The sequence below is a fragment of the Candidatus Similichlamydia epinepheli genome (genome assembly GCF_003056015.1).
In genome coordinates this window covers 1-24098 of the sequence record NZ_PPEU01000005.1, presented here as the reverse complement: position 1 = coordinate 24098, position 24098 = coordinate 1, and the positions used below count along the sequence as shown (strand labels likewise).

General features: G+C 37.3%; 21 protein-coding genes, 1 tRNA gene and 1 pseudogene. 15 read left to right on the top strand and 8 right to left on the bottom strand.

Going from position 1 to position 24098, the window contains the following annotated elements; translation table 11 throughout:
- On the bottom strand, nt 1-503 hold a 503-nt coding region (locus GCCT14_RS00805; protein ID WP_157952423.1), incomplete at its 3' end, for a hypothetical protein.
- A 259-nt stretch (nt 504-762) separates the two neighbouring features.
- On the opposite strand from GCCT14_RS00805, the gene hctA reads away from it, so the two are divergent.
- The 4 genes from hctA (at nt 763) to GCCT14_RS00785 (ending at nt 2911) form a co-directional block, all read left to right on the top strand.
- Entirely contained in the window at nt 763-1062 is a 300-nt protein-coding gene (gene hctA, locus GCCT14_RS00800) for a histone H1-like protein HctA (RefSeq protein WP_108623798.1), read from the top strand.
- Between the two features lie 173 nt (nt 1063-1235).
- The gene (locus GCCT14_RS00795) at nt 1236-1529 is read left to right on the top strand and encodes a hypothetical protein (protein ID WP_108623797.1); all 294 of its coding nucleotides are present in this window, start codon (nt 1236-1238) and stop codon (nt 1527-1529) included.
- Entirely contained in the window at nt 1530-2450 is a 921-nt protein-coding gene (locus GCCT14_RS00790) for an RluA family pseudouridine synthase (RefSeq protein WP_108623796.1), read from the top strand.
- Between the two features lie 188 nt (nt 2451-2638).
- Complete coding sequence (locus GCCT14_RS00785; RefSeq protein WP_108623795.1) at nt 2639-2911, top strand: KH domain-containing protein; 273 nt, start codon at nt 2639-2641, stop codon at nt 2909-2911.
- A gap of 85 nt (nt 2912-2996) precedes the next feature.
- On the opposite strand, the gene GCCT14_RS00780 is transcribed toward GCCT14_RS00785, so the two are convergent.
- The gene (locus GCCT14_RS00780) at nt 2997-5408 is read right to left on the bottom strand and encodes a hypothetical protein (RefSeq protein WP_108623794.1); all 2412 of its coding nucleotides are present in this window, start codon (nt 5406-5408) and stop codon (nt 2997-2999) included.
- Nucleotides 5409-5447: 39 nt separating this feature from the next.
- Nucleotides 5448-5521: transfer RNA gene (locus GCCT14_RS00775), tRNA-Arg, on the bottom strand.
- A gap of 83 nt (nt 5522-5604) precedes the next feature.
- Here GCCT14_RS00775 and GCCT14_RS00770 point away from each other — a divergent pair.
- The 3 genes from GCCT14_RS00770 to nqrF all read left to right on the top strand — a co-directional run bounded on the left by GCCT14_RS00770 (nt 5605) and on the right by nqrF (nt 8315).
- On the top strand, nt 5605-6030 hold the full coding sequence (locus GCCT14_RS00770; RefSeq protein WP_108623793.1) for a hypothetical protein: 426 nt from the start codon (nt 5605-5607) through the stop codon (nt 6028-6030).
- 83 nt (nt 6031-6113) lie between these two features.
- A complete protein-coding gene (locus GCCT14_RS00765; protein WP_157952422.1) occupies nt 6114-6953 on the top strand; it encodes a mechanosensitive ion channel family protein in 840 nt (279 codons plus the stop codon).
- Between the two features lie 75 nt (nt 6954-7028).
- Nucleotides 7029-8315 (top strand): NADH:ubiquinone reductase (Na(+)-transporting) subunit F, encoded by a 1287-nt coding sequence (gene nqrF, locus GCCT14_RS00760; protein ID WP_157952421.1) that lies wholly within the window; start codon nt 7029-7031, stop codon nt 8313-8315.
- Here the strand turns inward: nqrF and GCCT14_RS00755 are convergent.
- A complete protein-coding gene (locus GCCT14_RS00755) occupies nt 8312-9580 on the bottom strand; it encodes an alanine:cation symporter family protein (protein ID WP_108623790.1) in 1269 nt (422 codons plus the stop codon). The two genes, nqrF and GCCT14_RS00755, sit on opposite strands and share 4 nt — an antisense overlap.
- 153 nt (nt 9581-9733) lie before the next feature.
- On the opposite strand from GCCT14_RS00755, the gene GCCT14_RS00750 reads away from it, so the two are divergent.
- The 8 genes from GCCT14_RS00750 (at nt 9734) to GCCT14_RS00715 (ending at nt 18237) form a co-directional block, all read left to right on the top strand.
- A complete protein-coding gene (locus GCCT14_RS00750; protein WP_108623789.1) occupies nt 9734-10081 on the top strand; it encodes a hypothetical protein in 348 nt (115 codons plus the stop codon).
- A gap of 22 nt (nt 10082-10103) precedes the next feature.
- Nucleotides 10104-11135, top strand: a complete 1032-nt coding sequence (locus GCCT14_RS00745; RefSeq protein WP_108623788.1) for a hypothetical protein — start codon at nt 10104-10106, stop codon at nt 11133-11135.
- Nucleotides 11136-11219: 84 nt separating this feature from the next.
- Nucleotides 11220-12206 carry a hypothetical protein gene (locus tag GCCT14_RS00740; RefSeq protein WP_204592923.1) on the top strand — a complete coding sequence of 329 codons (987 nt, stop codon included), beginning with the start codon at nt 11220-11222 and terminating at the stop codon, nt 12204-12206.
- A 60-nt stretch (nt 12207-12266) separates the two neighbouring features.
- Nucleotides 12267-12887: a hypothetical protein gene (locus GCCT14_RS00735; RefSeq protein WP_108623786.1), complete on the top strand. Its 621-nt coding sequence runs from the start codon at nt 12267-12269 to the stop codon at nt 12885-12887.
- A 484-nt stretch (nt 12888-13371) separates the two neighbouring features.
- Complete coding sequence (locus GCCT14_RS00730; protein WP_157952419.1) at nt 13372-14550, top strand: hypothetical protein; 1179 nt, start codon at nt 13372-13374, stop codon at nt 14548-14550.
- 97 nt (nt 14551-14647) lie between these two features.
- Nucleotides 14648-15730: a hypothetical protein gene (locus GCCT14_RS00725; protein ID WP_108623784.1), complete on the top strand. Its 1083-nt coding sequence runs from the start codon at nt 14648-14650 to the stop codon at nt 15728-15730.
- Between the two features lie 46 nt (nt 15731-15776).
- Nucleotides 15777-16913 (top strand): hypothetical protein, encoded by a 1137-nt coding sequence (locus GCCT14_RS00720; protein ID WP_192875468.1) that lies wholly within the window; start codon nt 15777-15779, stop codon nt 16911-16913.
- Between the two features lie 85 nt (nt 16914-16998).
- Nucleotides 16999-18237: a hypothetical protein gene (locus GCCT14_RS00715; RefSeq protein WP_192875467.1), complete on the top strand. Its 1239-nt coding sequence runs from the start codon at nt 16999-17001 to the stop codon at nt 18235-18237.
- Between the two features lie 39 nt (nt 18238-18276).
- On the opposite strand, the gene epmA is transcribed toward GCCT14_RS00715, so the two are convergent.
- From epmA to GCCT14_RS00695, 4 genes and pseudogenes are all read right to left on the bottom strand, one after another.
- On the bottom strand, nt 18277-19206 hold the full coding sequence (epmA, locus tag GCCT14_RS00710) for an EF-P lysine aminoacylase EpmA (RefSeq protein ID WP_157952417.1): 930 nt from the start codon (nt 19204-19206) through the stop codon (nt 18277-18279).
- A 5-nt stretch (nt 19207-19211) separates the two neighbouring features.
- A complete protein-coding gene (efp, locus tag GCCT14_RS00705; RefSeq protein ID WP_108623780.1) occupies nt 19212-19784 on the bottom strand; it encodes an elongation factor P in 573 nt (190 codons plus the stop codon).
- 40 nt (nt 19785-19824) lie between these two features.
- Nucleotides 19825-23085 carry a transcription-repair coupling factor gene (mfd, locus tag GCCT14_RS00700; RefSeq protein ID WP_192875466.1) on the bottom strand — a complete coding sequence of 1087 codons (3261 nt, stop codon included), beginning with the start codon at nt 23083-23085 and terminating at the stop codon, nt 19825-19827.
- Nucleotides 23082-24098 (bottom strand): annotated as a pseudogene (locus tag GCCT14_RS00695) (hypothetical protein); the annotation flags it as partial. The gene mfd and the pseudogene GCCT14_RS00695, both read right to left, overlap by 4 nt.

Sequence of the window (24098 nt, the reverse complement as noted above, 5' to 3'; positions counted from 1 at the left end):
TTTTCGTTCCACTCTGATAAGGGAACGATTTCTTGTAGATCTCGAAGCTTAGAGAAGGCTTGTATCATGCTTACAGAGGCGACCAAATTCGCCTCATGTGCCATGAGACTTAGCTTTATTTGAGATGAATCTACTATATTTTTCAATCGATTCAGACATGGAACTAAGGCATCTCGCTTTTCGTTTTCCCAAAGTAGTGTTAAGAATTTTTTCATTAGGTCAATGAAAGCACTACTATTGCGAATCGTACAATTAGGAAGGATGTCAACAAGTTCACGGAATATTTTTAATGAGGGATCAGCTTCTTCCTTTTCTACTTTATCAAGAAGAAGTTCTAACAGACGATTCCCCTTTTCTGAAGAAGATTCAATCGTTATTTCCGATTTGAAATGTCTCTCTTCTTTACTCAGAGATGAAAGTTCTTTTCCGTGTAAAAAATCCTCAAAAGACAAAATAGACAAAACAAAGAAGCAAGAAGCATACATAAATCTATTAGTTCTCATAAGGAGTTAACCTCACATAAAAAGGTTGTGCGAGCTCGACAGATCGTTTTTCAGCATACACTGAAATAATCTATTTAGATGGTATTGAAATTTTTTAAATTATTGCTTTCTTTTGCCTTTTTGTTAGGCATATTCAGTGGAATATCATGTTTTAGTGATCTTCTCAATCAAGCTGAAAAAAGTAAAAGCTCTTGATGAATATCTCTAGGGTCATTATTAAAACTTTATAGCTGACTGAAAGGCATTTTGGAGGTTGTCCATGTCCTTGAAAGACACTGTGGAAGCATTACGAACTCTCTTAGCTTCTATTACAGTTGATTTGGAAAAGGCTGTAAACGGAAACAAAGCTGCTGCGCAGCGTGTGAGAACGGTTTCGATTCGTTTTGAAAAAGTCGCAAAGGCGTATAGAAAAGAATCGATTCGAAGCGAAAAATCTGAGAGAAATCGCAAAACCTCTCGTGCAAAGGGGCGTGCGACTGGGAGCAAGGCTCAATCTTCGAGCTCATCCCGCAAAGGCACAGCTAAAACTGTGTCTAGAAGATCAACTTTTCGTCGTTAGATTAAAATCTTGCCTTTCTCTCTTGGTGTAAGAAATACTATTTTTTAGCTCTTTCTTGTGCCTTGAGAGAAAGATTATTTTTTGTGACCTTAAAGAACCTCGAATGTAGAATTTCTAATTAATTTATACTAACCTCTCTAAATAAGGCCCGAAGTCGTAGGGAGGCTTGTTTTATGGATCTAGGACTTAAGAACTTGCAGAAGGACCAGCTCGGTTGTGAGCCAACGGCAACTGAAAACTCAATGACACGTGAAGAATTAGTTGTCGCGATGCGTCAGATGGGTCTTACAGGAGACGAAATGGCCTCAGAATTAACATTTCCAGCTTCAACAAGCTTTAGAAATCTTTCTGACTTGGAAAAAATATCACCAGTTTTTCGTGAAAGCTTTGAGCGGGCAACCGCAATGGCTATTCTTGCTGAGACCAGACGGTTCGCGAAGAGGATTAAAGACGCTTACAGGGGGTAAATGACCCGAACTCGACTCGATATTTGGTTAACTGAACATTATCCTTCGTACTCTAGATCTTATTTCCATAGATTGATTCAAGGTGGCTCTGTCCGTGTTAACGGTAGGCAAGAGAAAAAATCATCATTTGTTAATCCTGAAGATCTAGTAGAGGTTGAATTCTTATCTGAGAATTTCGATATATCTCCTCTTCTTCCTTCTACCATTTCTCTGCATGTGGTCTATGAAGATGAATTTTTGATTGTTGTTAACAAGCCTGCAGGCATGGTAGTACATCCAGGTCCAGGGCATTATCAAGATACTTTTGTACAGGCTTTGTTGCACCATTGTGTAATCGAACGTGATGACCCTTTGTCAGTTCGGCCAGGTATTGTACACCGACTTGATCGTGAAACATCGGGTTTGATTATCGCGGCGAAAACTATTCAGGTTCAAAAGGCTCTATGTGAACAATTTTCTAAAAGAGAAATAAAGAAAGAGTACATTCTTTTAGCTAGTGGAAGACTTCGCACACCCAATTGTTCTGTAGAGGTTCCGGTAGGAAGAGATCCGAAAGATCGAAAAAAAATGAAGGCTTCACTGGAAATACATGGCAGGTCAGCTTTTACTAGATTTGTGGAACATGATTTCTCTAATTCAATTTCTTTTATTTCTGCATTTCCAGTTACTGGCAGACAGCACCAAATTCGTGTTCATTTGCGTTTTTTAGGGCTTTGTTTGCTAGGAGATAAGTTGTATGGAAGTCAAGATAAAAACGTGCAAAGACATATGTTACATGCATTTCGTTTGAGTTTTTTACATCCGATTCACAAAACAAAAATTGCCCTTGAATCTCCTCTAGCAGAAGATTTTTGTATTTTGTGCTCTAGGTATGGTTTTAATTTGGAATCGTCTCTTCGAGTGCGGGAAGCTCTAGGGTGAAAACTTTCTCCAAATACACTTATGAAAACCGAAATGGGTTTTGTCCTTGTTTTCATTTAATTGCTCTTTCTTGTAATATGCGCACCGGTATTTGGCTTTTCCGGAGGGGGATTTCTTCCCTTTTGGCGGCGAGGCTTTTTAAGTTGAATTGTCTCGGGTATGGGTTTTTATCAGGAGAGGGCTAAGCTGTGAGAGATTTCGTCTTATACGTCGTTAAGAATCTCGTCGATTTCCCTGAGAGGGTGGCCATCAATGAGATTGCTGGTGTTCACACTCTTATCATTGAGCTGTACGTTGAAAAGACTGACGTAGGAAAGGTGATTGGCAAGGAGGGTAAAACTATAAATGCTCTTAGGACTTTGTTGATGTCCATCGCTAGCCGAAACGGACTGAGAGTTAGTTTGGAGATCATCGAGGAAGGAAGAGAATCCTCCCTTGCTGAGAAAGAAAAGGGTGCTTAGTTTTTCGTAGTCGTTTGAGAGATTCCTCCTTGGTGCGAAGTTATTCGCGCGTTGGGGGGGCCTCGTTTTAGGGTAGTGAGTTTTTTTAAATGTTTGGGATGTGTGGCGTTAAGGATGATTTCCTTGAGTTTAGACTTCCAGCCGGAAAATGCATTATAAGTATGTCTCTGTCGATTTCTTCGATGGATTTTTGCGTTGTTTTTTTACACGATAAGAGAGCCGGAAATTTATCTGTTAGGGCATCTCCGTTTATGAATTCTATCTCTGTTTCCTTCAGGGCGGTTTCGTTTTCTAAAAGGCTTTTCAAGAATAGATTAATTCTTTTCTTTGATCTTCCGGCAATCCAAAGTTGATCCTTGTGGTCTTCTGGGTGCTGCTTTCCTTTCATGACTTGTTCTGCACTTAATATCGTGCTCATCAAATGGCAAAAAAAATGAGCTTCAGAGTTCTTTCCCTCGCAAAAATGCAGCCATTGCTGAATGATTAGAGGGCGAAGCTGTTTGAGGTTTGCCCAGTTTGTAAGAAAAAGTTTGCTTTGTCCAACCAATACACCTGCCCCTTGTACTTTTGTGTCAGTAAATAGTTCAAATGATTCAAATTTAGCGGCACAATGGAGTGCTTTTTCTAAATTTTTTTTGCGGAGATCAAAGAATTTTGAATAAATGCTGAAGGCACTGGGCTCCGTAAGGAGCTGTTGCTTTAAATCTGCGAGCGACCTTCCTTTTTCCCATTGGATTGGAGAGCCCGAAAATTGTTCAATCAAGTCGCGAACAGCTAAACAATCTCTCCTTTTTGCTTTCACTAGGAGATCCGTGTCATCAAAGATTGATGCTAATAAGGAAAAGGAAAAGATAAACCTTCTGTCGGGGTGAACATAGGTTGCATCGTCTTCTTGATCTTGAATGCGGAAAGACAACTCCTCTAGTTCGTGTAGAAGAACGCTGCATGCTTGTACGTCAGCTGTGCAAGAGGATGATGGAGCCGACGTTTCAATAAATGTTTTATGATGGTCTATTACGCTAATTATGTCGAGGTGGGTTGCTATTCGTGCTTCGGAGCGATTAGAGAAGTCTCTAAGAGAAACAGTTCCTACCTTTGAAGATTGAACTCGTTCACTTTCGATGCATCCAATAGGGATCAATTGATTTTTATTATTTGATATGATCAATGAGATAGGAGAGTGATCTTTTTGGAATAGCTCTGTAAGCTTACTAAAAGTTGCTTGAGGCGTAACCCATCTTGGCTCGCTACACCAAAGATTTCTTTTTAATAGCAGTGCAGAGGATCCCTTTCTTAAAAAGGCAAAACAATTCTCAGAAAGTTTTTCCAGAGTCTGAAGCGCAGTTTTGATTTCAATAAACACTGAAAATAAAGTTTTTTTTGAAAAGTCGAATGCAAGTAACTTTTCTATGGCTTCAAAACATTGAGTGAGCTCGCAAATCCCATTTTTTTTCAAGGCAAAGCTCATGCTCTTTATTGTTTCAAATATGGAAAAAGAGAAAACAGATTCAAAAAGTGTTTTTAGGCGCGATTTTGATAAATCAGAATAACGTAAAAAAGTTACATCTTCTGCAACGATTTTATTTTCAAATGACCACAAAAGCTTTTGTAATTCTTCATTGGGCGATTCTCTAGAAAAACAGTCGAAAAGAGAGGATCGAATTTGTGATTCAAATGAGTCTAGAAGGTGAGTTAATGGCATTACTATTGAGTAAAACATTTCACTGTCTTCGGCATTCCATTCCCCCAGGTATTGACCATTCTCATTGACCACTAGAAGAGATTTGTGATTGGAAGCTTCTCTCAGAAGATCATTCGCAGAAGAACATTTTGCACACGGTGAACTGAGATCACAAGCTTCTGCTTCAAGCGATTCTCTCCTCCTGCATAAAATGTCAAAATTTCCTATGCCAAGTAATGAATCTAAAAATGCCAAGTCAGTTGGATTAATCTTTCCATCAGGAACGTGCCAAATGTGGAGACGATCAGATATTTTTGCTCCAAATGCGTCCATCCATCCCCAAAAAGAACAGACAAGAGTGTCCAAGTCAGGACTTTTGTGGGCAGAAACGTAATGTGACCCTCTGTAAAATAGCCCATGACCAATGGGGAAATATGTTTGATAAGATTCTCTAGATGATTTTTTACCTACAATTTTAGCGCGAAGGTCAATCTCATCATTTTTTGAAAAGTTACCGTAGAAAAGAATCCACTGTTCCCAATCTAAAAAATGAATTGTCCGGTCAAGCAGATTACTTGCATTCGCGTTGCGAAAAAGTGTGAGAATAGAGGGAAGTAAAAAGGCAGGATGAGGGACAGAAACAATCCAATCCGTAACCATGCCAAAAAACGCGAAAGCTTTTTCCTCTGAAGACACAGAAGGAAGCGCCTTCTCCAATTTTTTCCAAAGATCAGAAAACTCGGGATGCTTGGGGGCAACCTCGAATAAGCCAAGATCCGAATCTGTGAAAAACTGAATACGAGATTCCCTTTTCATACGGAAAGCCCATGTTAAAATCGACCAGCCTGACGGGTTCGGACCGAGCAGGACTCGAACCTGCGACCCTCTGCTTAGAAGGCAGATGCTCTATCCGACTGAGCTATCGATCCTCGGAAACGGGCCCCACATTTTAATTTGAAAAGAAGACTAAGTCAAGTTGACGAATAAACATCTGTTTATCAAGGAGACAAACATGAAAAGTTTTAAAAGGTTCAATGACATATTCGGTGAACTAGACAATTTGTTCCCTGGAATTATAAAAAATGCCCTATCTGGTCTTATCGACCCATCCTATGCAAGGAATGAGGAAGATTTGTCCAAGTTAGTGGAATATAACATTTGTCTTTTGAAGAAAAAATTGACATGTGCATCGAGTGAAAATAGCGGTGTTGTAAAGTCAGCTGCTTGCTTTATGGAAAACCCTAGAAATTTTTCGCAGGAGCAATGGCAAGTGATACAAAAACTAAAATGCGATCTTTGCGAATTTGGTGTTGTTCTTGGTGAATGTATGCAAGGAATTCCTTCTGAAATCGGAAAGAATTTAACATCTGTACGAGAGGATAAAAAAACTCAAAGAAAGAAATCTCGTCGTGGTCGTTGTGACTGGACACGGGCTTGAGTTATTGATGAATGATTTTCTTAACAGCATCTATCGTTTTAGTTTAATCTTGTATGGGGGTTGGTTCTTGGGGGCCTCTTAGAATGTTAGTCGAAGGTTTTGCTTTTAGTCATTTTATTGCGACTTGTGTCTATGTTTTTTCGTTAATCTTTGCACGTCGTCTGATCGAACGTGTCATAAAGAGTCAAGTAGGGGAACAGTGGTCACAAGAATACCGTTTGAAAGCAATTGGACACGTGCGCAGTGCGATACTTGTTCTAGTCATTGTTGGTCTAATTTTTATTTGGGCAGAAGAACTTAGGTCCTTCACTGTTTCTGTGTTTGCTATTGCCGTTGCTGTGGTGATGGCGTTCATGGAATTAATTCGTTGTTTGCATGGATATCTTCTTCTACTAAGAAGCAACGCATATTCTCTTGGCGATAGAATCGAGATAGGTCAATTTAAGGGAGATGTTCTTTCTGTTAACCTTCTTTACACAATACTTTTGGAGGTGGGAATTGGTGGAAAGAGCTCCAATCAAGGAACCGGAAAGCGCATAATTTTTCCAAATAGCATTCTTCTCACTTCGACAATAGTGAACAGCTCTTTTCTCGAAGATTTTTCATTTGTTTCAATCGATATACCTATGATGGCGACTGAAGATTGGCAAAGAGCAAAGTCGATTCTACTAGAGCTAGCCCAAGAGGAATCTCAACCATTTCTTGAAAAGGCTCGACGACGGTCCAAGGAAATGGCTCAAAAACATGGCTTAGAACCTGTTTCGGTTGAGCCTAGGGTGTTTATCAGAATGACAGCCCCAAGTGAGCTTCTTCTAACTCTACGAGTAGCCAGTCCATGGAACTTAAGGGATAGGATCGAGCAATCTATCATCAATCATTTTCTCGAGAGGTACTTTCAAGAGGAAAAATCATCTATAACTTGATAGAGATAATTTTTTATTGATAGGATGAAAAGTGGGGTGTGGGAGCGGCAGAATCTGCATTCCAAGTGGTTTTCAATGTCTATCCTGTCTTCTTTTTCTAGAAATGTCATTTGCCCGGTTGTTTTTTTCGGCATTTTTGGCCTAGCAGTTACTCTTGTTACTTCTTTAATAAAGTCAGCTTTTCAGGGTAGCGGTGCCTTTTCAGTGTCTTTCTCATCTGATCCAAATAGAAGCATTATTGCTCGTTTTGGAGAGACTCTTTTACGCAGCCTAAGTCGGTGCTATATTACAGTTCCTTCACCGTGTGGGGGTAAAGGGTCATGTCATCAATGTCGTGTTCGTGTTGTTGAAGGAGTTAGCCCTCCAAACGAGTTGGAGAAAGGAGTTTTTTCGGAAGAAGAACTGAATGATGGCTGGAGATTAGCTTGTCAGGTTCTTGTGAAGAATGAAGTTAAAGTCGATCTCCCTGGAAAGGCATTATCATTAGAATCATTTTCAGGCGTTGTACGTTCAAATCGAAATGTCTCTACCTTTATTAAAGAACTAATAGTTGAGCTAGATGAGCCCATAAAATATGAGGCTGGGGAATATCTGCAGTTTCTTATTCCAAATTATGAAACTTTTACTGCTTCTTGGAAGGAAAGCATTGATCCTGAGTTTCATTCAGAATGGGAAAAGTATGGTATGTTCGACGTTGCGATAGTGTATGAAGACGAAAAAGAATGCGTCAGGGCCTATTCGCTAGCTTCATATCCGGGAGAAGGAAAAATTGTTCGTTTCACAGTTCGAATAGCTTCGCCTCCTCTCAAGAATGGAGTAATTAATGATTCTATCCCTTGGGGGATTGGCTCATCCTATATTTTCTCAAGAAAAGAAGGGGATAGACTTTATTTTTCTGGGCCATTTGGCGAATCAAAGATGATTCAGGATCAAAGACCACTATATTTTTTGATTGGTGGAGCAGGTGCATCTTTTGGAAGAAGTCACATTATGAGTCTTTTTCTGTTGCATGGAACAAAAAGAAAAGTAGCTCTTTGGTATGGAGCTAGATCTTTAAAAGAAAATATCTATGCCGAAGAATTCCTTGAGGTACAGAAGAAATTTCCTAATTTTACGTACCATTTAGTGCTTTCCGATCCAACAGATGAAGAAAGAAAACTTAATTGGCCGTTGTCAGATCCAGAAAGAACCGGCTTTTTGTTTCAAGCTTTTGAGACAGGAGTCATGCAATACTTAAAAGATCATGATCAATCTTTATATTATGTTTGCGGCCCGCCTCTTCATAATTTCGCTGTTAAAAATCTTCTAAGAGAATACGGTGTTCCAAAAAGTTCTGTGATTTTGGACGATTTCGGTGTTTAACCTAAAAGGCGTTTATTTATCATAAACCAGCTTAGGCCAAATAATTGAAGACCCATCGATACTAACATGAATGGATCTGAAAGTTCAAAAATAGTCGAAAGGCTTGCACCACAGCCAAGTATAATAGAAACGCATAGAAGACCACCGTAAAATGTTTTTCCTTTTTTACCGAAAAGATATTCCCAGCATGCTAAACCGTTAAAGGCATTTCCCAAAATTGTTCCAAAAGCGAAAAGGAAAAGAGAGAGATTTAGGCAAGCCTCACCAAAAATTGAAAGCGCACTTTTGAACGTTAAATTAAGAAGCTCAAGTGCGTGCGCAGCTGGGTCTGCAGTGTAGTACCCAGATGATAATACTGCTATTCCAGTTAGAAACCCAATTGTTCCGTTCACGTATGCGCCTAGCACAGCAAGAGTTGCCTGAGTTTCTGCGTCTTTCCCAGTTGAAAGAGAGTGTGGAATGGAAGCAGTTCCGATTCCAGCCTCTAAAGCAGAAATGCTTCTTGAAATTCCCCAACGCATAGCTTGAAGAAAAGACAAAGAAATACATCCAGATGCGGCAGAACGAATCGACAAGAAACTTGATAAGATGAGACGTAAAGTAGAAACAAGCTGTTCACGGTTCGAGATAAGGATTCCTGTTAAAGCACTTAAATAGACAATCAACATGAACGGTGCGATTTTGTCCGTAATGTCCCTAATCAATGATGTGCCACGGTTTAGAACAAAAGCCACTAGGACTGATAGTGCAACCCCGAAAAAAGTGGGAGAAAATCCAAAATTTCTGAATGCAATATCAGATAATACGTGAGCTTGAGAAGAATTCCAAATCATCAAAAGAACAGATGTTGATGCTGCGTACGCAATGGCAAGCATTGGCAAAATCTTAGAAAGATGTGCCATGGGGCCAATAGTTCTTTTTGAGCCGTAGGATCGATTTTTGAAAGCTAGCACTATTTCAGCGTAAACTACTCCGCTGCCAATAATGGATGCTAATAAAAACCAAACCATTGCACCTGGTCCGCCCATCACTATAGATAAAATTGGACCTACAACGTTTCCTATTCCAATTGTTGTGGACATTGACATGAACAAAGCTTGTTTTGGGCTAAGTCTGTCAGAGGCAACTTCAGACTCAGGAGCGCGAAAGAAAATATCTAGAGCCTTAGGAAGTACCCTAAATTGAACGAAGCTTGTCTTTGCGACAATTATTACTCCTATCAGGAAGACGACAAGAAAAGCCCCATTTACTAGCAAACTGAACATCCAATCTCTACCTCTGCAAGATCACCCGTGCTCTGTGATTTTGCTACGATTTGGACTTTGCTGCAAGAGATTTATATCTATTTCTGATTGAGATGAAAGCTAATTTCAATCAGTTTTTTTCATCTGAAATGACACTTCTATATTGGAATTTTTATGCGTAATCAAGTTGATCTTTTTAAATCAAAAAAGCCTTTAAAAGAGGTTCTCAAGTCGATTTCAAATTCCATACCAGTATACATTGGATTCTATAATGGATTTGATTTGCAATCACAGAAAACTGTTCTCGATGCTATTCGCAAAAGATTTAAGGCGAGACGAGTTGCTGCTTATTTTTGTGGAAAGTCAATTAGAAAAGGACATCTTTTTGCATTCGTTTTTTTCCCAAAATCATCTCTTTCGCCTGTTGAAAAGAATGAATTGCGTGATTTAGTGGGTACAGTTCTTCTTCAAACAATCAGCAAGGCATCCGTTAAACCTCTAAAAGTTAAATTACATAAATAGATTATCTGTATCGGAATGTTTTATGAGTGTTGAAGGCCCGAATTGTCCGGGATTAGGTGACCCGCACTCCGTTAGAGTGGATTGTCAACTTCCAAGGTCTGAATTTGCTGATGGAAGAACGTTTTCTAAAAGTGACTCTTCTTCGTGTGCTGGTTTAATTAAAATGCTCTTTAAGAGTTCACAAAAACGATTTGCAAATCTTTCTTCCAGAATATGTTTGGTAAAAAAACGTTGTTTTACATCTATCCAAAAAATACTTAATGGTGCCGATCTTAGATTGCCTATTAAAATATTAATCAAAATGACTAAAGCATCTGTATTAGGTCTTGTAGCTTGGTGTGTATTTGCTGGAATTGGAGGAGGTTTTCAATCTTCTTTTTTGCTTATTTTTGCTTGTGCCATTTTAGTTGTGTTACTTGTTCTAGGGTTAAGTATTCATTTCAGCAGTAAAATTGAAAACGTCATATTTAAAGGCGAGAAAATTTTAGATGGTGCGATGGTTTTTTATAAGCCTATAAACAGTGTTATTTTGGCTTGCTGCAATCTTATGAGCTATACGTCAGATTTGAAACATTCTTTAAGCGGTGCTGTTGTTGCTATTGGTGTTAAACTCAATAGTTGGTGGAAGGGACTGATCATAAATAATGTGTCGAACAAAACAGGACAAGATTCTAATGAAGTTGGTTCTGATCTTGCTAATGAAGATGTTATAAATCCAGACGAATCTCCATTTTTATTGATAAGTTATGAGCCTGAATCGGACCCAACATTGGTTCTTGATATTCCTTCATCAATGGTTAGTGTTGCTCATAGTGCATTAAGCTATTTATGCAATGTTGGAAGATACTTTCTTGGAAGTTGGTCAGGGAAAAAAGATTCACAAGACGATTCTGTAGGAGACGGCGCAGAAGGTATCATTGACGAAGAAACTGGCGATATCTTCTTTGATGCATTGGAAGATCTTTCGGAAGACAATAATCGAGACTTATCAGAGCTGGCCTTGGAAGAGGGGAATCGCGTGATTTTCGAGTTCGAGCTGCCCAACAATGAATAACTTTAAGAGGGAACACCTGGGAATCCTAATTTTCAAGAACTCTATCATCTAAGTAGGGGGAGAATAAATAAAATTTATTTGATATTGATTCCTGTGTCGCGATCAAGGGGGCCACATGGATCATTTTGCTCCTTACCAATATTAGGGATCTATTCCGTTGGGAAAAGGATAGAGGAGACAGTAGCTAGGATGAGAAGTTGGTTCCCCTGGAAGGAAACTGAGGGGTTGAGAGTTCTTTCTGCTCTTAGAGGTGCTGTTTCTGAGACACAGAATATGGGCATTCGCCTTATGAATTGCATGGAATGCATGCGTATGACGCCGGATTTTATGGATCTGGCGCATTCTGCACGTAATGTGCTGATTTCTAGCATTGGTGAATGCCTCTCCTCGGACAGGATTCACCTTTCGAAGGCCTTTGAGATGGCTATTGGCTATAGTCAAGGGATTCAAAGGCTATCTCAAATGACCGTTAGAGAGGCTTTTGTATTTCCGTCTGTAAGAAGTTATTTTAGGGGTGTTCTTGATAGTTTTGAACACAATGTTGAGTATCTTCGGGTAGGTTTCTTGCTTTGGCTTAACTTGGGTTCAAAACTGAAGTTTCTTTTCTCACTTTCTTCTTTTTTCCTTTTCTTTGTGGTCACTTATTACGCATCTTTTCTAAAAAAAGGGCAAGAGCGATTCTGGCTTCTTTTTTCTATGGCTTTTATTCTTTCTAGGTGGAGGTTTGATAGATTTCATATACCTTCTGCTAGTTTGTTCTTACAGCAAGAAAGATGCCCTGGGCCAAGAATTGATGGATTTTTAGCCTGTAGAGAAGGATTTTCTTTTCTTTTTCTTTTTGTGGAATCTCGCAAATTTGAGGATGAAGAAAAATTTCTCAATTTTATGATGATGTTTTTTCATGGGCAGATCTTGTGCGATGAGAGAAAGAATTTGCGTAGAAGGGCATTTCGTATGCAATTCAAAAAGAATCGACTTAGCGCACAGTTCGTTCAAGATATTTTGAATTTGGTCAGAGGCTTCTTTTCATTTTTTCTAAAGTCAATAAGCAATAAACTTATATGCAGTTAAATGCTGAAAGAGAATAGAATCTTTGTGTATTTCTAACTATATTGATCTACCCACATCGGAATGAAATCCATAATTGGTCCTAGTCTTGTCAGATTCGAACGCAATTCGCTTGCTGCATTCCGATTATTTCTTTCTTGTCATGCTCAAGAAAAGTCTGCAAAAAGATTGGAGGCAAATCTAAGTCAAATAAGAGATCTAGTTCAATCGATGAAAGTTTTCGAGAAAAGCCTGTCAAGATCTCGATCCTTTTTGTTTATTTCTTTCTCCAGTTTTAAGCATGTTTTTTCTTCTTTTACTGCGTTTGGAGTTTGTTGGAAAAAGAAAATAGCAAGCGAGGGAATTACTTTTATTATTGATAAAAATAAAAATAAAAGGATTGATCTTGTTAGTTTTCTGAGAGAATACTTGAAACTTCTACAAAAAACCCATTCTCATATAAGTGAATGGGAGTCTAAATCTTATTTGGCTTTATTTTTCTTTTGCCTTTCTGCTTTAATTTTTTGCTTTTCTTTATTTTGTCTTGCTTCTCCATTTAGCATTTTGTTTGTGGGGATCTCTTTTTTATTTGGAACTTATCTGTTTTTTTCTGGTTGCTGGGACTTTTTGGATTGCCTTCATTTATTAAACAAGCATCTGAAAAGTGGCACTAAAGAATTGTGGCAAGATTATCATTCTGAATAAATGTGTGTTTCTAAAGTGTCCCGTGGATTTCCTGTATCGTATTGCAAAGCAAGAAAATGCCTTGAAAGCTGTGCCTCTATCAGTTGTTCGATTTAGATCCAACACTTGTTGATCGTTGAGATTGATTCCAATAACAGTTATTTTATGTGAGCTTTTTTAGTCCGTTAATTACCAATTTGAACTTGTTGTTCGTTTCTATATTCCTCTTTGTATTTCATATCGATCTTTATATTGAATGATTGCATGGTTACTGCTGCACGTCCCAAAAAATTGATGCTTTTGTAAAAAATTCATATATTGTTATAATTGGTAAAAACACGGCCTGTTTCATCTTAATCTCCTAAGGGAAGCTGTCTGTTTTGACTATGATTTTGAGCTGGAAATAAAGTTATTTCAAATAAAAACATTGATGTTTTGGGGATCGCAAACATTGTTCATGAGGTCTTAGGAATAAATCCTATTGATTCATTTTTAAGGAGTGCTTTTGATCAAATTTTTACGAAGGCTTTCGACTTGTGATTGTTCTCTGTTGCTTTTTAATTTATCGTCTCAACTAGTAGTTAAGCCGTTTAAAATATACAGCGGTGCTGTTAATTCAGTTGTTTCACGTTTTTTCACTTTGCCAATTTTTAAACACTTTCTTGAATGTGAAAATAATATCAGTAACATATTGCAACGCGAAGGTTCAGACTTAGAGTCAATAGATATAATTGTATCATTGAAACGAGTATGTCCTGATATTAGAGTCGCATTAATTGATGTGAAAAGGCTTTTAAATCGAGTTGTGACAGGTGATCGTCAATTAGATAAACAATCTTATTGTCGTTCCATGCAAGTGAGTATTAATGAGTTAACACGTCTCAAGAATAAGTTAGGCAAATCATTCCATAGTGATATGGAAGAACTATTATTCGAACTTGCAAAATCAGAATCTCCAAGTGACTGTCAAAAATGTATTCAATTAGTAGATTCCTTTTTTGAAAAATTAGCACGAAAAATAGATACAGAAAGTTCGTTTGTTGATGTAGTAAAAAGTTGTCCATTAAGTGTGAATAGGTACTGGAGGAAACTATTAACGACTTCTTCTGATGCGGCTAATGACACAATAGACAGAGGAGCTCTCTCTGGTGGGTTATCTGATGTATTGAGAGAAGTGAATAATTGCTGCTTGCATATGCAGTTGTTGAAGGAAGAATTTTCTGCTAGATTTAGCGGTAAAATTCATCCTTATCTTAAGAAAGCTATCGATTCAGACCGACTTTTTGATAGATTTTTGTCTTCTTTAAATGAGACCAGAGATAATCTCATTTGTTTGAATGAATCTTTAAAAGATCTGTCTTCGCCTGAAGCCTACTTAATCTTTCTTCTAGGAACTGCTATTACAATTTTGTTAATTTACAAATGTTGTTTTTTGCCTTTATTTTTTATGACTGTATTTATAATTTTTAAAATTATAAGTTCAATTTTTTTGAGAAAAAAGGTAATATCTCTTTTGTCTGAAAATTCTAAATTAGAAAGAAGGGATACTTGTTACGACATCAGACATGCAGGTGCGCTTGATCATTTGAAAAAAGTTTTAGAAGCTTGTATGCAAATGGTTTTTAAGAAATTGGAAGTTATTCTAATCGGAATGCTCACTGCTTTTTTATTTCTTCGTAAATAGGGTTTTTGTCGAGTTGTCCTATTTTTAATTTACATATCTAAGTTGGAGAGTCTCTCCTTATAGTTTTGCTATAATTGCTTGTTTGGATGCAATAATTATGATTGAAGCAATTTGGAAATGTCCACCTTGTGCCTGTTTTAAGATTATTTTCAAATTATCTGCACGAGTTTTAGAGCTGCCATTCAAACTGTATTTATTTGCCGTTAATTTTTTTGAGAGAAGGTTTTTTACATGTTCACTTTTTAGAGCGTTTCTTGATTGTGAAGCAAATTTGTTTGAAAAATTAGAAACTGAAAATAGAGAGCTAAAATCGGTGGACAGGATTGTCAACTTGATAAAACTGAACTTTGAAATTAGAACATCATTACACGATTTAAAGGAATTTCTAAATACACCTCGAGATGATGCAGTTGACTGGTGTGGTTCATTAGAAAATAAAATTCAAGATTTAAATAAGTTAAGTCGAAGCTTAAATGGTTTAACACCATCAGGACCTATAATTGAACGGGCAGCTTCCTTTGAACATGTTAATATCTGTCTAGCAAGGCTATTACATTGTCTCAGACAAGATTTGGAGTTGGTTCAAAACTCGGATTCCTCAGTTGATTTTAGTCAACAGATTCAGTCTATAAATGACATTTTAATAGAAACAGGTAAAGGAGCCGGAAAATATCCATCATTTGATGACTTGCAATCATCAAGAAGGCCTTCAAGACTTGCAATGCCAATTTGTCGGACTAAAGAGGCATGTGAAGAAATGTTTACACGTGATCTTTCGTTCCTATTGGTATACGTAGAAAGGTGCTATTTATGGCTGAATAGATTGAAGGAAGAATTTGTTATGCGTTTTGAAGGTAGGAGAGATCCTATCAGTGGTGAAGTAGTCTCTGTATACAGAATATTTAATCAATTTTTACCGTCTTTTGAGTATGCCAAAGATTTGTTCATTGAATTAGATGACAGTTTGAGAATTTGGCGTACGCCTTTCGGGTTTATTGCCTTTCTTTTTTGGATGGGTTCCTTCGTCTTTTGCCTCAATAAGGGCTGGATTCTTGCTTCTTTATTTTGCTGTTTGTTTTCACTTTATAAGATTATAGCTTTGATGTTGCTTGGAAGAGAGATTAATTCAATTATAACTAGGATCTCTAACATGGAAACAATGCTAAGATCGATATCTTAGGTTTTTTAATTTTTATTAGTTTGTTTTCACTTAATTTAAGTGGTGGTTGATAACTTTTAAAGTGAATCCAGTTTTCAGAAAATGTTCTAGATTTCCTTTTTGCAATTTATTTTTTCCAGCAAGACGGATTCTTCATTTTCATTTTAAGACGTATCTATTAGTTTTTAAATTTTTTGAACGTCTCCTTTTATTTGAGTCAATTTTTAGAAAAGTGCTCATCTGTGAAGAGGCTATTTTTTATAAATTTCAAAAAGAACATGTAAATTTAAAGTTAATTTCAAGAATTTCTTGTTTACAAGAATTTAAACCACTGATTAGATCAACACTGTGTGAAGTGAAAGAGCTTTTAGAGATATGTCCAGATGATAACTTGAAGAAGTTTAATTGCCTGTTGGTAAACCAGCTGAACTGCTTGAAGATGGATAATTTACTTGGGCCAGACTTACAATTTCAGAGAGATTTTATTGATGAAATTCGTGTTAATTTCGAAAAATTATTGTTTGAATTGGAACAAGCATTGGAAGTGATTCTAAAATCATCTATCCCAATAGATTGTGACAAATATATTAAGCTTGTCAGTGACATTTTGTTAGAATTGTGCTTAGAACAAAAGTTTTTGTATCCACGTAGTTCAGTTATTGCAGACCATTACTCATCAGTTGAATCAATACTTATTCCCCTTGAAATGGAAATTAATTCTGAGCGGTTAATTTATAGCATGAATTTGTCGAGTTTGTTGGCACACATGCAAACATTTTTAGATTGGGCTTTCAACGTAGAGGATGAGAATAGACATATGTTTAGTGGGAGGAGCTACCGAGGCGTTAGAGGTGTATTCTCTTTAGCAAAACTATTCGATAAGTTTTGTGACTTGCGCATTGCACGTGATTTGTTAGTTGCTTTTAACGAGATGTTAAGAAGCCTATGTTCTTTTCCCGTTTTCATTTTTTTGATTTTTTCGTCTGTTATTTCAGCGATTTTTTTATATAAGGGGTTATTTCTTGCATTTTTAGTTTTAAATTCGTTTTTTGTTTTTAAACTTGTGAGTCTGATCTATTCTTGGATGTCGATAAATTCTATACTAAATGAACTTGCAAACATAGATAGTAGAGATGAATGTTTAATAGATTTATTGCAACGTAGTAGATCTGAAAGAAGATTTAGTGAGGATCATTACTGGTAAATATGGGACTTGCTTTGTTGAATAAATAACTTTACAAATGGTAAAATCTTTATCAATTGGTTAATGAATTGCGCAATTTATCTGTATGACATCGATATTTCCCATATGGAAGAAAAGATGCTTGTATTTGTACGGCATGACTGCAAGGTGTTTGAGCGTTGTTTTCCCAATTAAATATGTTTTTAGTCGAATAGTTAGCAGATTGTTGCTGCCAATTGAACGATGGTTGGCTTCTAGTGTGAGATTTTTTCTTCTGCCGATTCGTTTTGTTCCTATGTCTGATAGTTTTAGATCGTCGTTGATAGATAGTGAAATTGAGAACTTTCGAGAAAAATTCAATAAAACTGTGAAATCGGCATATCTTAATCTAGAGTTTCTCGAAGATGGCGACTTTAATTTGGATGATGTTTTTAACGGAGTGAGAAGTTGGGAATTTAATTCACTTGACGACCAGACTCGGTTTTTAATTAACACTAAGTATTTACTTTGTAAATATATACCAGAATACATAGCAGATGTAGATTCTTTGCAAAGACGATTAAACTCAAAGTTCTTTTCTGACTTAACAAGTGAAATCAGTTCTGAAAGAACTGAACTGCAAGATACACTGGTTAAGTTTATTAGACTATTAATTGCAAGAGCCGTGTGCGCTTCATCAGAAGCTGAGACCTATAATAAACGTGTTTTAGACGCATTTCACAAGCTTATTTCAATAATTCGTAACCAACAAAACCTTCTTCGAAAGATTGAGAATGAACTGTGCAACTATAATCCAAAATTGGACGTTGAATTCTGCGATGTAGTCGATAAGGGATTAAAACCTCTTCTGCAAAAGAAAGCGTATTGTCTTCTGAAAAAATTGGAATCACCCACACAAAGTGCATATTGGGATGAGCGTTTAGAAGAAATTATTTCTGCAATTATATCTTTGTCCTGTTGTGTAGATTGTACTGATTTTAATCAATCCGACCTGTATTTCAATAAATTTTTAAAACGTTCTGCTCCAGAGTTTTTGCGTTCTATGCTTGACTCGGTTACTAATGTAAAAAAATCTTTGGCCAAACTCTGGAACAGTACTTTTTATTTATTCATAATTCTTTTGCTGACTTGTGTTTTATTAGCAATGTTTTTTAAGTCGTTAATTTCTGTATTAAGTCTGTTATTTATATCTATATTTCTCTTTGCAAATGTGCCTTTTTATTGTGTTTGTATAATCGACCATTTAAGTAAGCTAAAGCTATTATTTAGTGAAATTTATCAAAATCTTTATTCTTTGCCAGTAGCATCTGATGAAACTTGGGAGCAAGTTACCTCATCCCAATGAGAACACTATTTTTTTATAAAGAGTCTGTTCAGAATATTGTTAATATGAGGGGATTCTAACTTCATCAATTGTTTTCGCACCGAGAGCTATCATGCACAGTCGATCCATTCCTAAGGCAACCCCACAACATTCAGGAAGCCCCTTTGTCAAGGCCTTCAGAAATGACTCATCCAGCACAATTGACTCTTCTGTTCTCTTTGTGTAGTCGTGATATTTTTCTTGAATTTCTTTTATTTGGCGTTCATGTTTTGTTTCTTCTTGGGAACCATTGGCAAGTTCGATCCCTTTTAAGTAGATTTCGAATCGGATAGCTACCTCGTATCCATCTATTACTTTTAATCGACTCATTAATGTTTGATGTGCCGGATAGTCGGTTACGATTGTAATCTGATCAGAGGGAAATCTCGGCTCAATATGCGACCCCATTAAGAAATTCAACATATCGCTTTTAGGAGCCTCAATGAGGCCTGGATAAGTCTCAAAACCATTTTTTTCAAAAATGAGAATCAAATCTTCTCTGTTGCAAGTGTGCGGGTTAATTTGAAAATGTTGCTCGAAGAGAGAGGCATATGTACAGGCATGAGCAGGAAAATAACCACATACAAGATGAATCAGCTCAGTGGTCTCCTCAATGATTTCTTCAAACGAAATACCTACTCGGTACCATTCCAAGAGAGTGAATTCCGAACTATGCTTCTCTCCATATTCTCCATTCCGAAAAACAGAAGAAAGCTGAAAAATGTTTTCCATACCTTCAGCAAGCAGTTTTTTCATGCCAACTTCTGGAGAGGGACAAAGCCATCTCTTATCTCCATTGACGAAAACTGGAACTAGATCAATATTAGGCTCAACAATTCGACTTTTCGATGCAAGAGGGCAGTCTACTTCAGAAAGCCCCTTAGAATAAAAGAAATCGCGTACAATGCGAAAGATACGGAATCTTTTTTTCAGAAGATCCAAATTTTGCACGGAAATTACTTCCCAGTGCGAGATTCGTAAGTGCCATCACGGGTGTCTACTCGGATCGATTCTCCAGAATCCATGAACAGGGGAACTTCAATTTGATATCCGTTCTCTAGAATAGCCTGTTTCATAACTCTTCCTGAAGTTGTGTCTCCACGAACGCCTGCTTCAGTTGAGGTGATAACAAAGTCCATAAACGTTGGAGGAGTAACCTGAATCGGTTGTCCATTGTAAAAAAGAATTGTATAAAGTGTGTCGTCCTTTATCCAAACTGAACCCTTTCCAACTATACCTTCTGAAACTGATAACTGCTCAAATGTTTCATCGTTCATGAAGCAGTATTCGTTGCCAGAAATATAAAGAAATCGCAACTCAATCTCTTCCACGTCTGCTAACTCAATTTTTTCACCGGACTTGAAGTTTCTATCAAGAACCCGCTCAGTCATAAGGTGTTTAAGCCGAATACGGCAAAAGGCTTGACCTTTACCAGGTTTGACAAACTCTGTAGACACGACAGTGTACGGCTCTGATTCAACTTTTACCTTTTGACCGGACCTTAAGTCCTTAACATCAACAGAAGACATGGCCCTGGTCCAATGTAAACAACGAATTGACTCTTACTGCTCATAATACATGATAAAGCAATTGAATATACTCTTCAGGATGAATCGGGGCAGAAATTTTTTGTTGAAGTTGTTTATTCATTTCTTGTGCTCTCTCGATTTTTATTAAGACGTGATCGGGGTCATCTTTGATTTTGGCTATGCGAATCCCTGTGATTTTTTTGTTGGCTGCCAAAAACTTAATTTTAAAAATTACAAAGAGCCATTCCAATCTTTGAGGAAGGCAGGGGCCGCCGAAACGATCTATTAGGTCCTTTTCAAGTTGATCCAACTCCTCAAGAGACTGACATTCTCCAATTTGATGGGAAACATGAAGCCGAAGATCTAGATCGGGGATGTATTCCTCCGGAATTCCTGGCTCGCATGGAATGGTCTCTAAAATTACACTGACTTCATTTGGATCCTTATAAGAAATAGCGGATTGTCCCTTGGCAGAAGAGACTGCTTTTTTAAGCATTTTACAGTATAGGTGGAATCCAATAGTTGAGACATGACCAGATTGCTCTGTGCCTAGAATATTTCCGCACCCTCTTATTTCTAAATCTTGCATGGCGATTTTCATTCCACCACCTTGCTTGCAGGCTGCTTGCAAAGCTTCAATTCTATTGCGACTTTCGTCTGAAAGTTGCCAATCAGGCGGTATAAGGAAGTAAGCAAATGCCTTTTTGTCCCATCGTCCGACCCTGCCTTTTAATTGATACAAATTAGACAACCCAAATGTATGAGCTTGATCAATCAAAATAGTATTTGCATGTGGAATGTCGATTCCATTTTCTATGAGAGTAGTCGAAACTAAGAGGTTGAATTCGCCTTTTTTGAAATTTTGAAATAATGTTTCTATTTCTTCAGGGGGCATTTTGCCATGAGTGACACCTATTTTTGCCTGAGGAACAAGATTCTTTAATTCATTTGCAAAAGTGTAAATTGATTCAATTCGATTGTGAATCGCATAAACGCCTCCGCCACGAGCAAATTCTCTTTTAATTGCATTTTTCATGCATGCATCTGATTTTTCAGTGACACAAGTCTGAATAGGAAGCCTTTCTTGAGGGGGTGTTGAGATCGTGGAAAATTCACGTGCACCAATTAAGGACATGTAAAAAGTTCTAGGAATAGGTGTCGCAGATAATGTTAGGCAGTGAGCATGTTGAGAATATAACTTTAAATGCTCTTTTGCTTTCACCCCAAAACGTTGTTCTTCATCTACTATAATAAGACCTAATTTGTGAAATTTTAAATGTTTACACAACAATCTGTGTGTGCCTATCACAATATCTACACTGCCGTTGGCAATCCCTTCCTCTACTTTAGCAGATTCATTCCTCTTGGTAAGACGTGAATAATGAACTATTCTCACTCCAAAAGGAGCCATTCTATTTTGAAATGTTTCATATTGTTGCAATGCAAGTACAGTTGTTGGAACTAACACTGCAACTTGTTTTTTGCCATCCACAATCATTTTGAAAGCAGCACGCATGGCAACTTCTGTTTTTCCAAATCCAACATCTCCACAAATCAAACGATCCATGATACGAGATGAACACAAATCCATTTTTACTTCTTGGATAGCTTTTATTTGATCTGTAGTTGGAATGAAAGGTACATTTTCTTCAAATGTAAGAACTGTCTCGCTATCTGGTGGACAAGGATCACATTTGCTGGCTTGTCTTTCTCCATATAAATTAACAAGATCTTGTGCATAAATTTGCACCGACTCTTCAGCTTGTGCTCTAATTCTTTTCCAACGATTAGAACCTAAAAGATCTAATTTAGGAGGCTTCCCTTTCGTATTGACATATGGTGTTATTAAGTGCGATTGGTGAATTGGAATGTAAAGAAGTGACTTCCCTGCATATTCTAAAGTTATAAACTCGGATTCATGCCCTGAAGCAAGACATCTTTTTTCAATTCCTTTGTAAATCCCAAGCCCATTAGAAAAATGAACTACGTAATCACCAGGTGAAAAAGAAGAAATTGTGGTCTCTAGAGACGAATATGTTGCACGTGTTTGCGAACATATCTGTAGAGGTTTGTTCAGAAGATCATTGGCTGAAAGAATTGCAATTTTTTCATGTGTGGATAAAACACTCGATCCCAATTGTCCATTCATAAATTTTATTTGATCTGAAGATATTCCATATTCAGAAAGAGCCTTGCGTTCTTCTTGTTTTGTCTTTGAAACAAGTTGTATGGTGTACTTTTGCTCCAACATTAGTTGTACTGCTGCATAAGAAGCACTCTTTTCGGACATGGTTCCCTCTTTTTCAAGAATGCCGTCTGGAAATTTTGAAAAAGGGCACGTTAGACAATGTGTGTCTTTTTCAAAAGTCATCCAGTTCATTTTTCGACGAAAAACTGTTGGAGAAAAATGGCCTGCAAGATAGGTAGATACGTTTTGCAAATCAGTATCTATGAAACCAATAGCTTGATACTTTTGTGTTTTTATGAATTCTTTTATCCTAAGAAAAAAGGAACCGGAAATCATTTCTTCCATATCTAGGAATCGATCTTCCAGCTTTTCCATTCCATCAAAAAATAGTAGAGGATTATCCAAGTGGTCCAAGAGTGGGACAAGATCGTTCAGAGATTGTTCTTGAGCTGGCAAAAATGTGACTTCTTTTCTTTCTTCTAAAGAACGCTGACTTCTTGGATCAAAAGTTCTTATTGATTCGATTTCGTCTCCCAAACACTCTATGCGAAATGGAGCCGATTCGTGTGGTGGGAAAACATCTAGGATAGAACCACGACGAGCAAAACTTCCTCTTGAAATCACAAGCGATTCCTCGGAAAATCCAAGACTCTTGAGTATTTCATAAAGACTTTGTAGAGGACAGATCTCATTTTTTTGAATCGTAATTCTGTTGCGTTCGAGAGATTCTGAAGAGAATGTCTTTTGGACAAATGCTTCCGGCGTTGATAGTATAATGTGTGGTTTGCGTTCTTTAAGGCGGAGTAGAGTTTGTACTCTTCTTCCTGTCGTTTCTCCTGTAGGAGATTGACCTTCTTGAGGAAGAAACTCCCAAGCTGGAAATTCAAGGATGTTTTCTCCAGTTATTGATGAAAGCTCTTCTCGAATTTGAGCAAGCACGATCGGGTCAGAGTGAACCCAAATCAAGTTCTTTTTTTTTTGCATTTTAAGCCAAGACGCTAGAAAACTTTTACTAGTTGTCCAGAAGTCTTGAGCAAGAACAAAAAAACTTTCGTTATGAGGGCAATAGAATCCCTCATCCTTTTCAAGGATAGAGAAAAAAGATTCGATCATGTTTGTGGTGGGGTAGGAAGAGAAGCAAGTAAAATTTGGAAAAGGTTCTCGAAATTCTGAATAGGATGAGAAAACTGACAAAGTATGGCAGATCCACCTCCTACACATTTGGAAGGCAACATTTCCATAATCTTCCTTGCAGAGGGGAATAAATGTCTGGCTTGTTTAGTATTTATAATACTTTGGACAGTTTCTTCCTTTTTAGAGAATATCCAGACTAAATCAAATGCATTATCTTCTAGAATAAGTTCACTGATCGAGCGAAGATCTTGACACCACTCTGGGCCAACTTCTTTGTAAAAAAGATTCCAGTAAACATTAATTGGGTGATAATTGCGCACCCAGTTTTTTACAAGCGATTTAAGTTGAAGTGTTTTCATTTCTTGTAATTGATGTTCATAATTTTTTGTGTTTTGTAAAATTTGTCGAGCTTTATCTTCAATAAACTCTTCCTTAACTTTGAAAAGCTGTATCAACTTCTTTATTAGTGATGCTTGTTCACGCATGCGCTTCTCAGCAGCTGAACCGACTATTGCTTCTATGCGACAAATACCAGATGCAACTGTCTGGCTCTTAAGGATTTGAAAGCAACCCAGCTCTCCTGTTTGAGTTGCGTGTGTGCCACCACAAAGCTCTCTTGAGGTTCCATCTTCTTTAAGTTCTATCTTCACAACTCGTACAGTTTCTCCGTACTTTTCATTGAAAAATTGCTTAATGAGAGGATTGTTCTCCACTTCCTGATAAGCTAATTCCTTTACTTCAATCGATCCATTTTTACGAATAAGGTGATTCATTTTTCTTTCAATCAGATCGATTTCTTCTGAAGAAAGTAGTTTATGATGATTGAAATCAAATCTAAGCTTAGTATCGTTTACTAATGAGCCTGCTTGACGAATATGTGGTCCTAAACAAGTTTCTAAAACCCAATGAAGAAGATGAGTAGCGGTGTGATGCAACGAAATCTCTTTCCTTTTTACAGAATCTACTTTTGCTGAATAGTTGTTCCCTTTGCT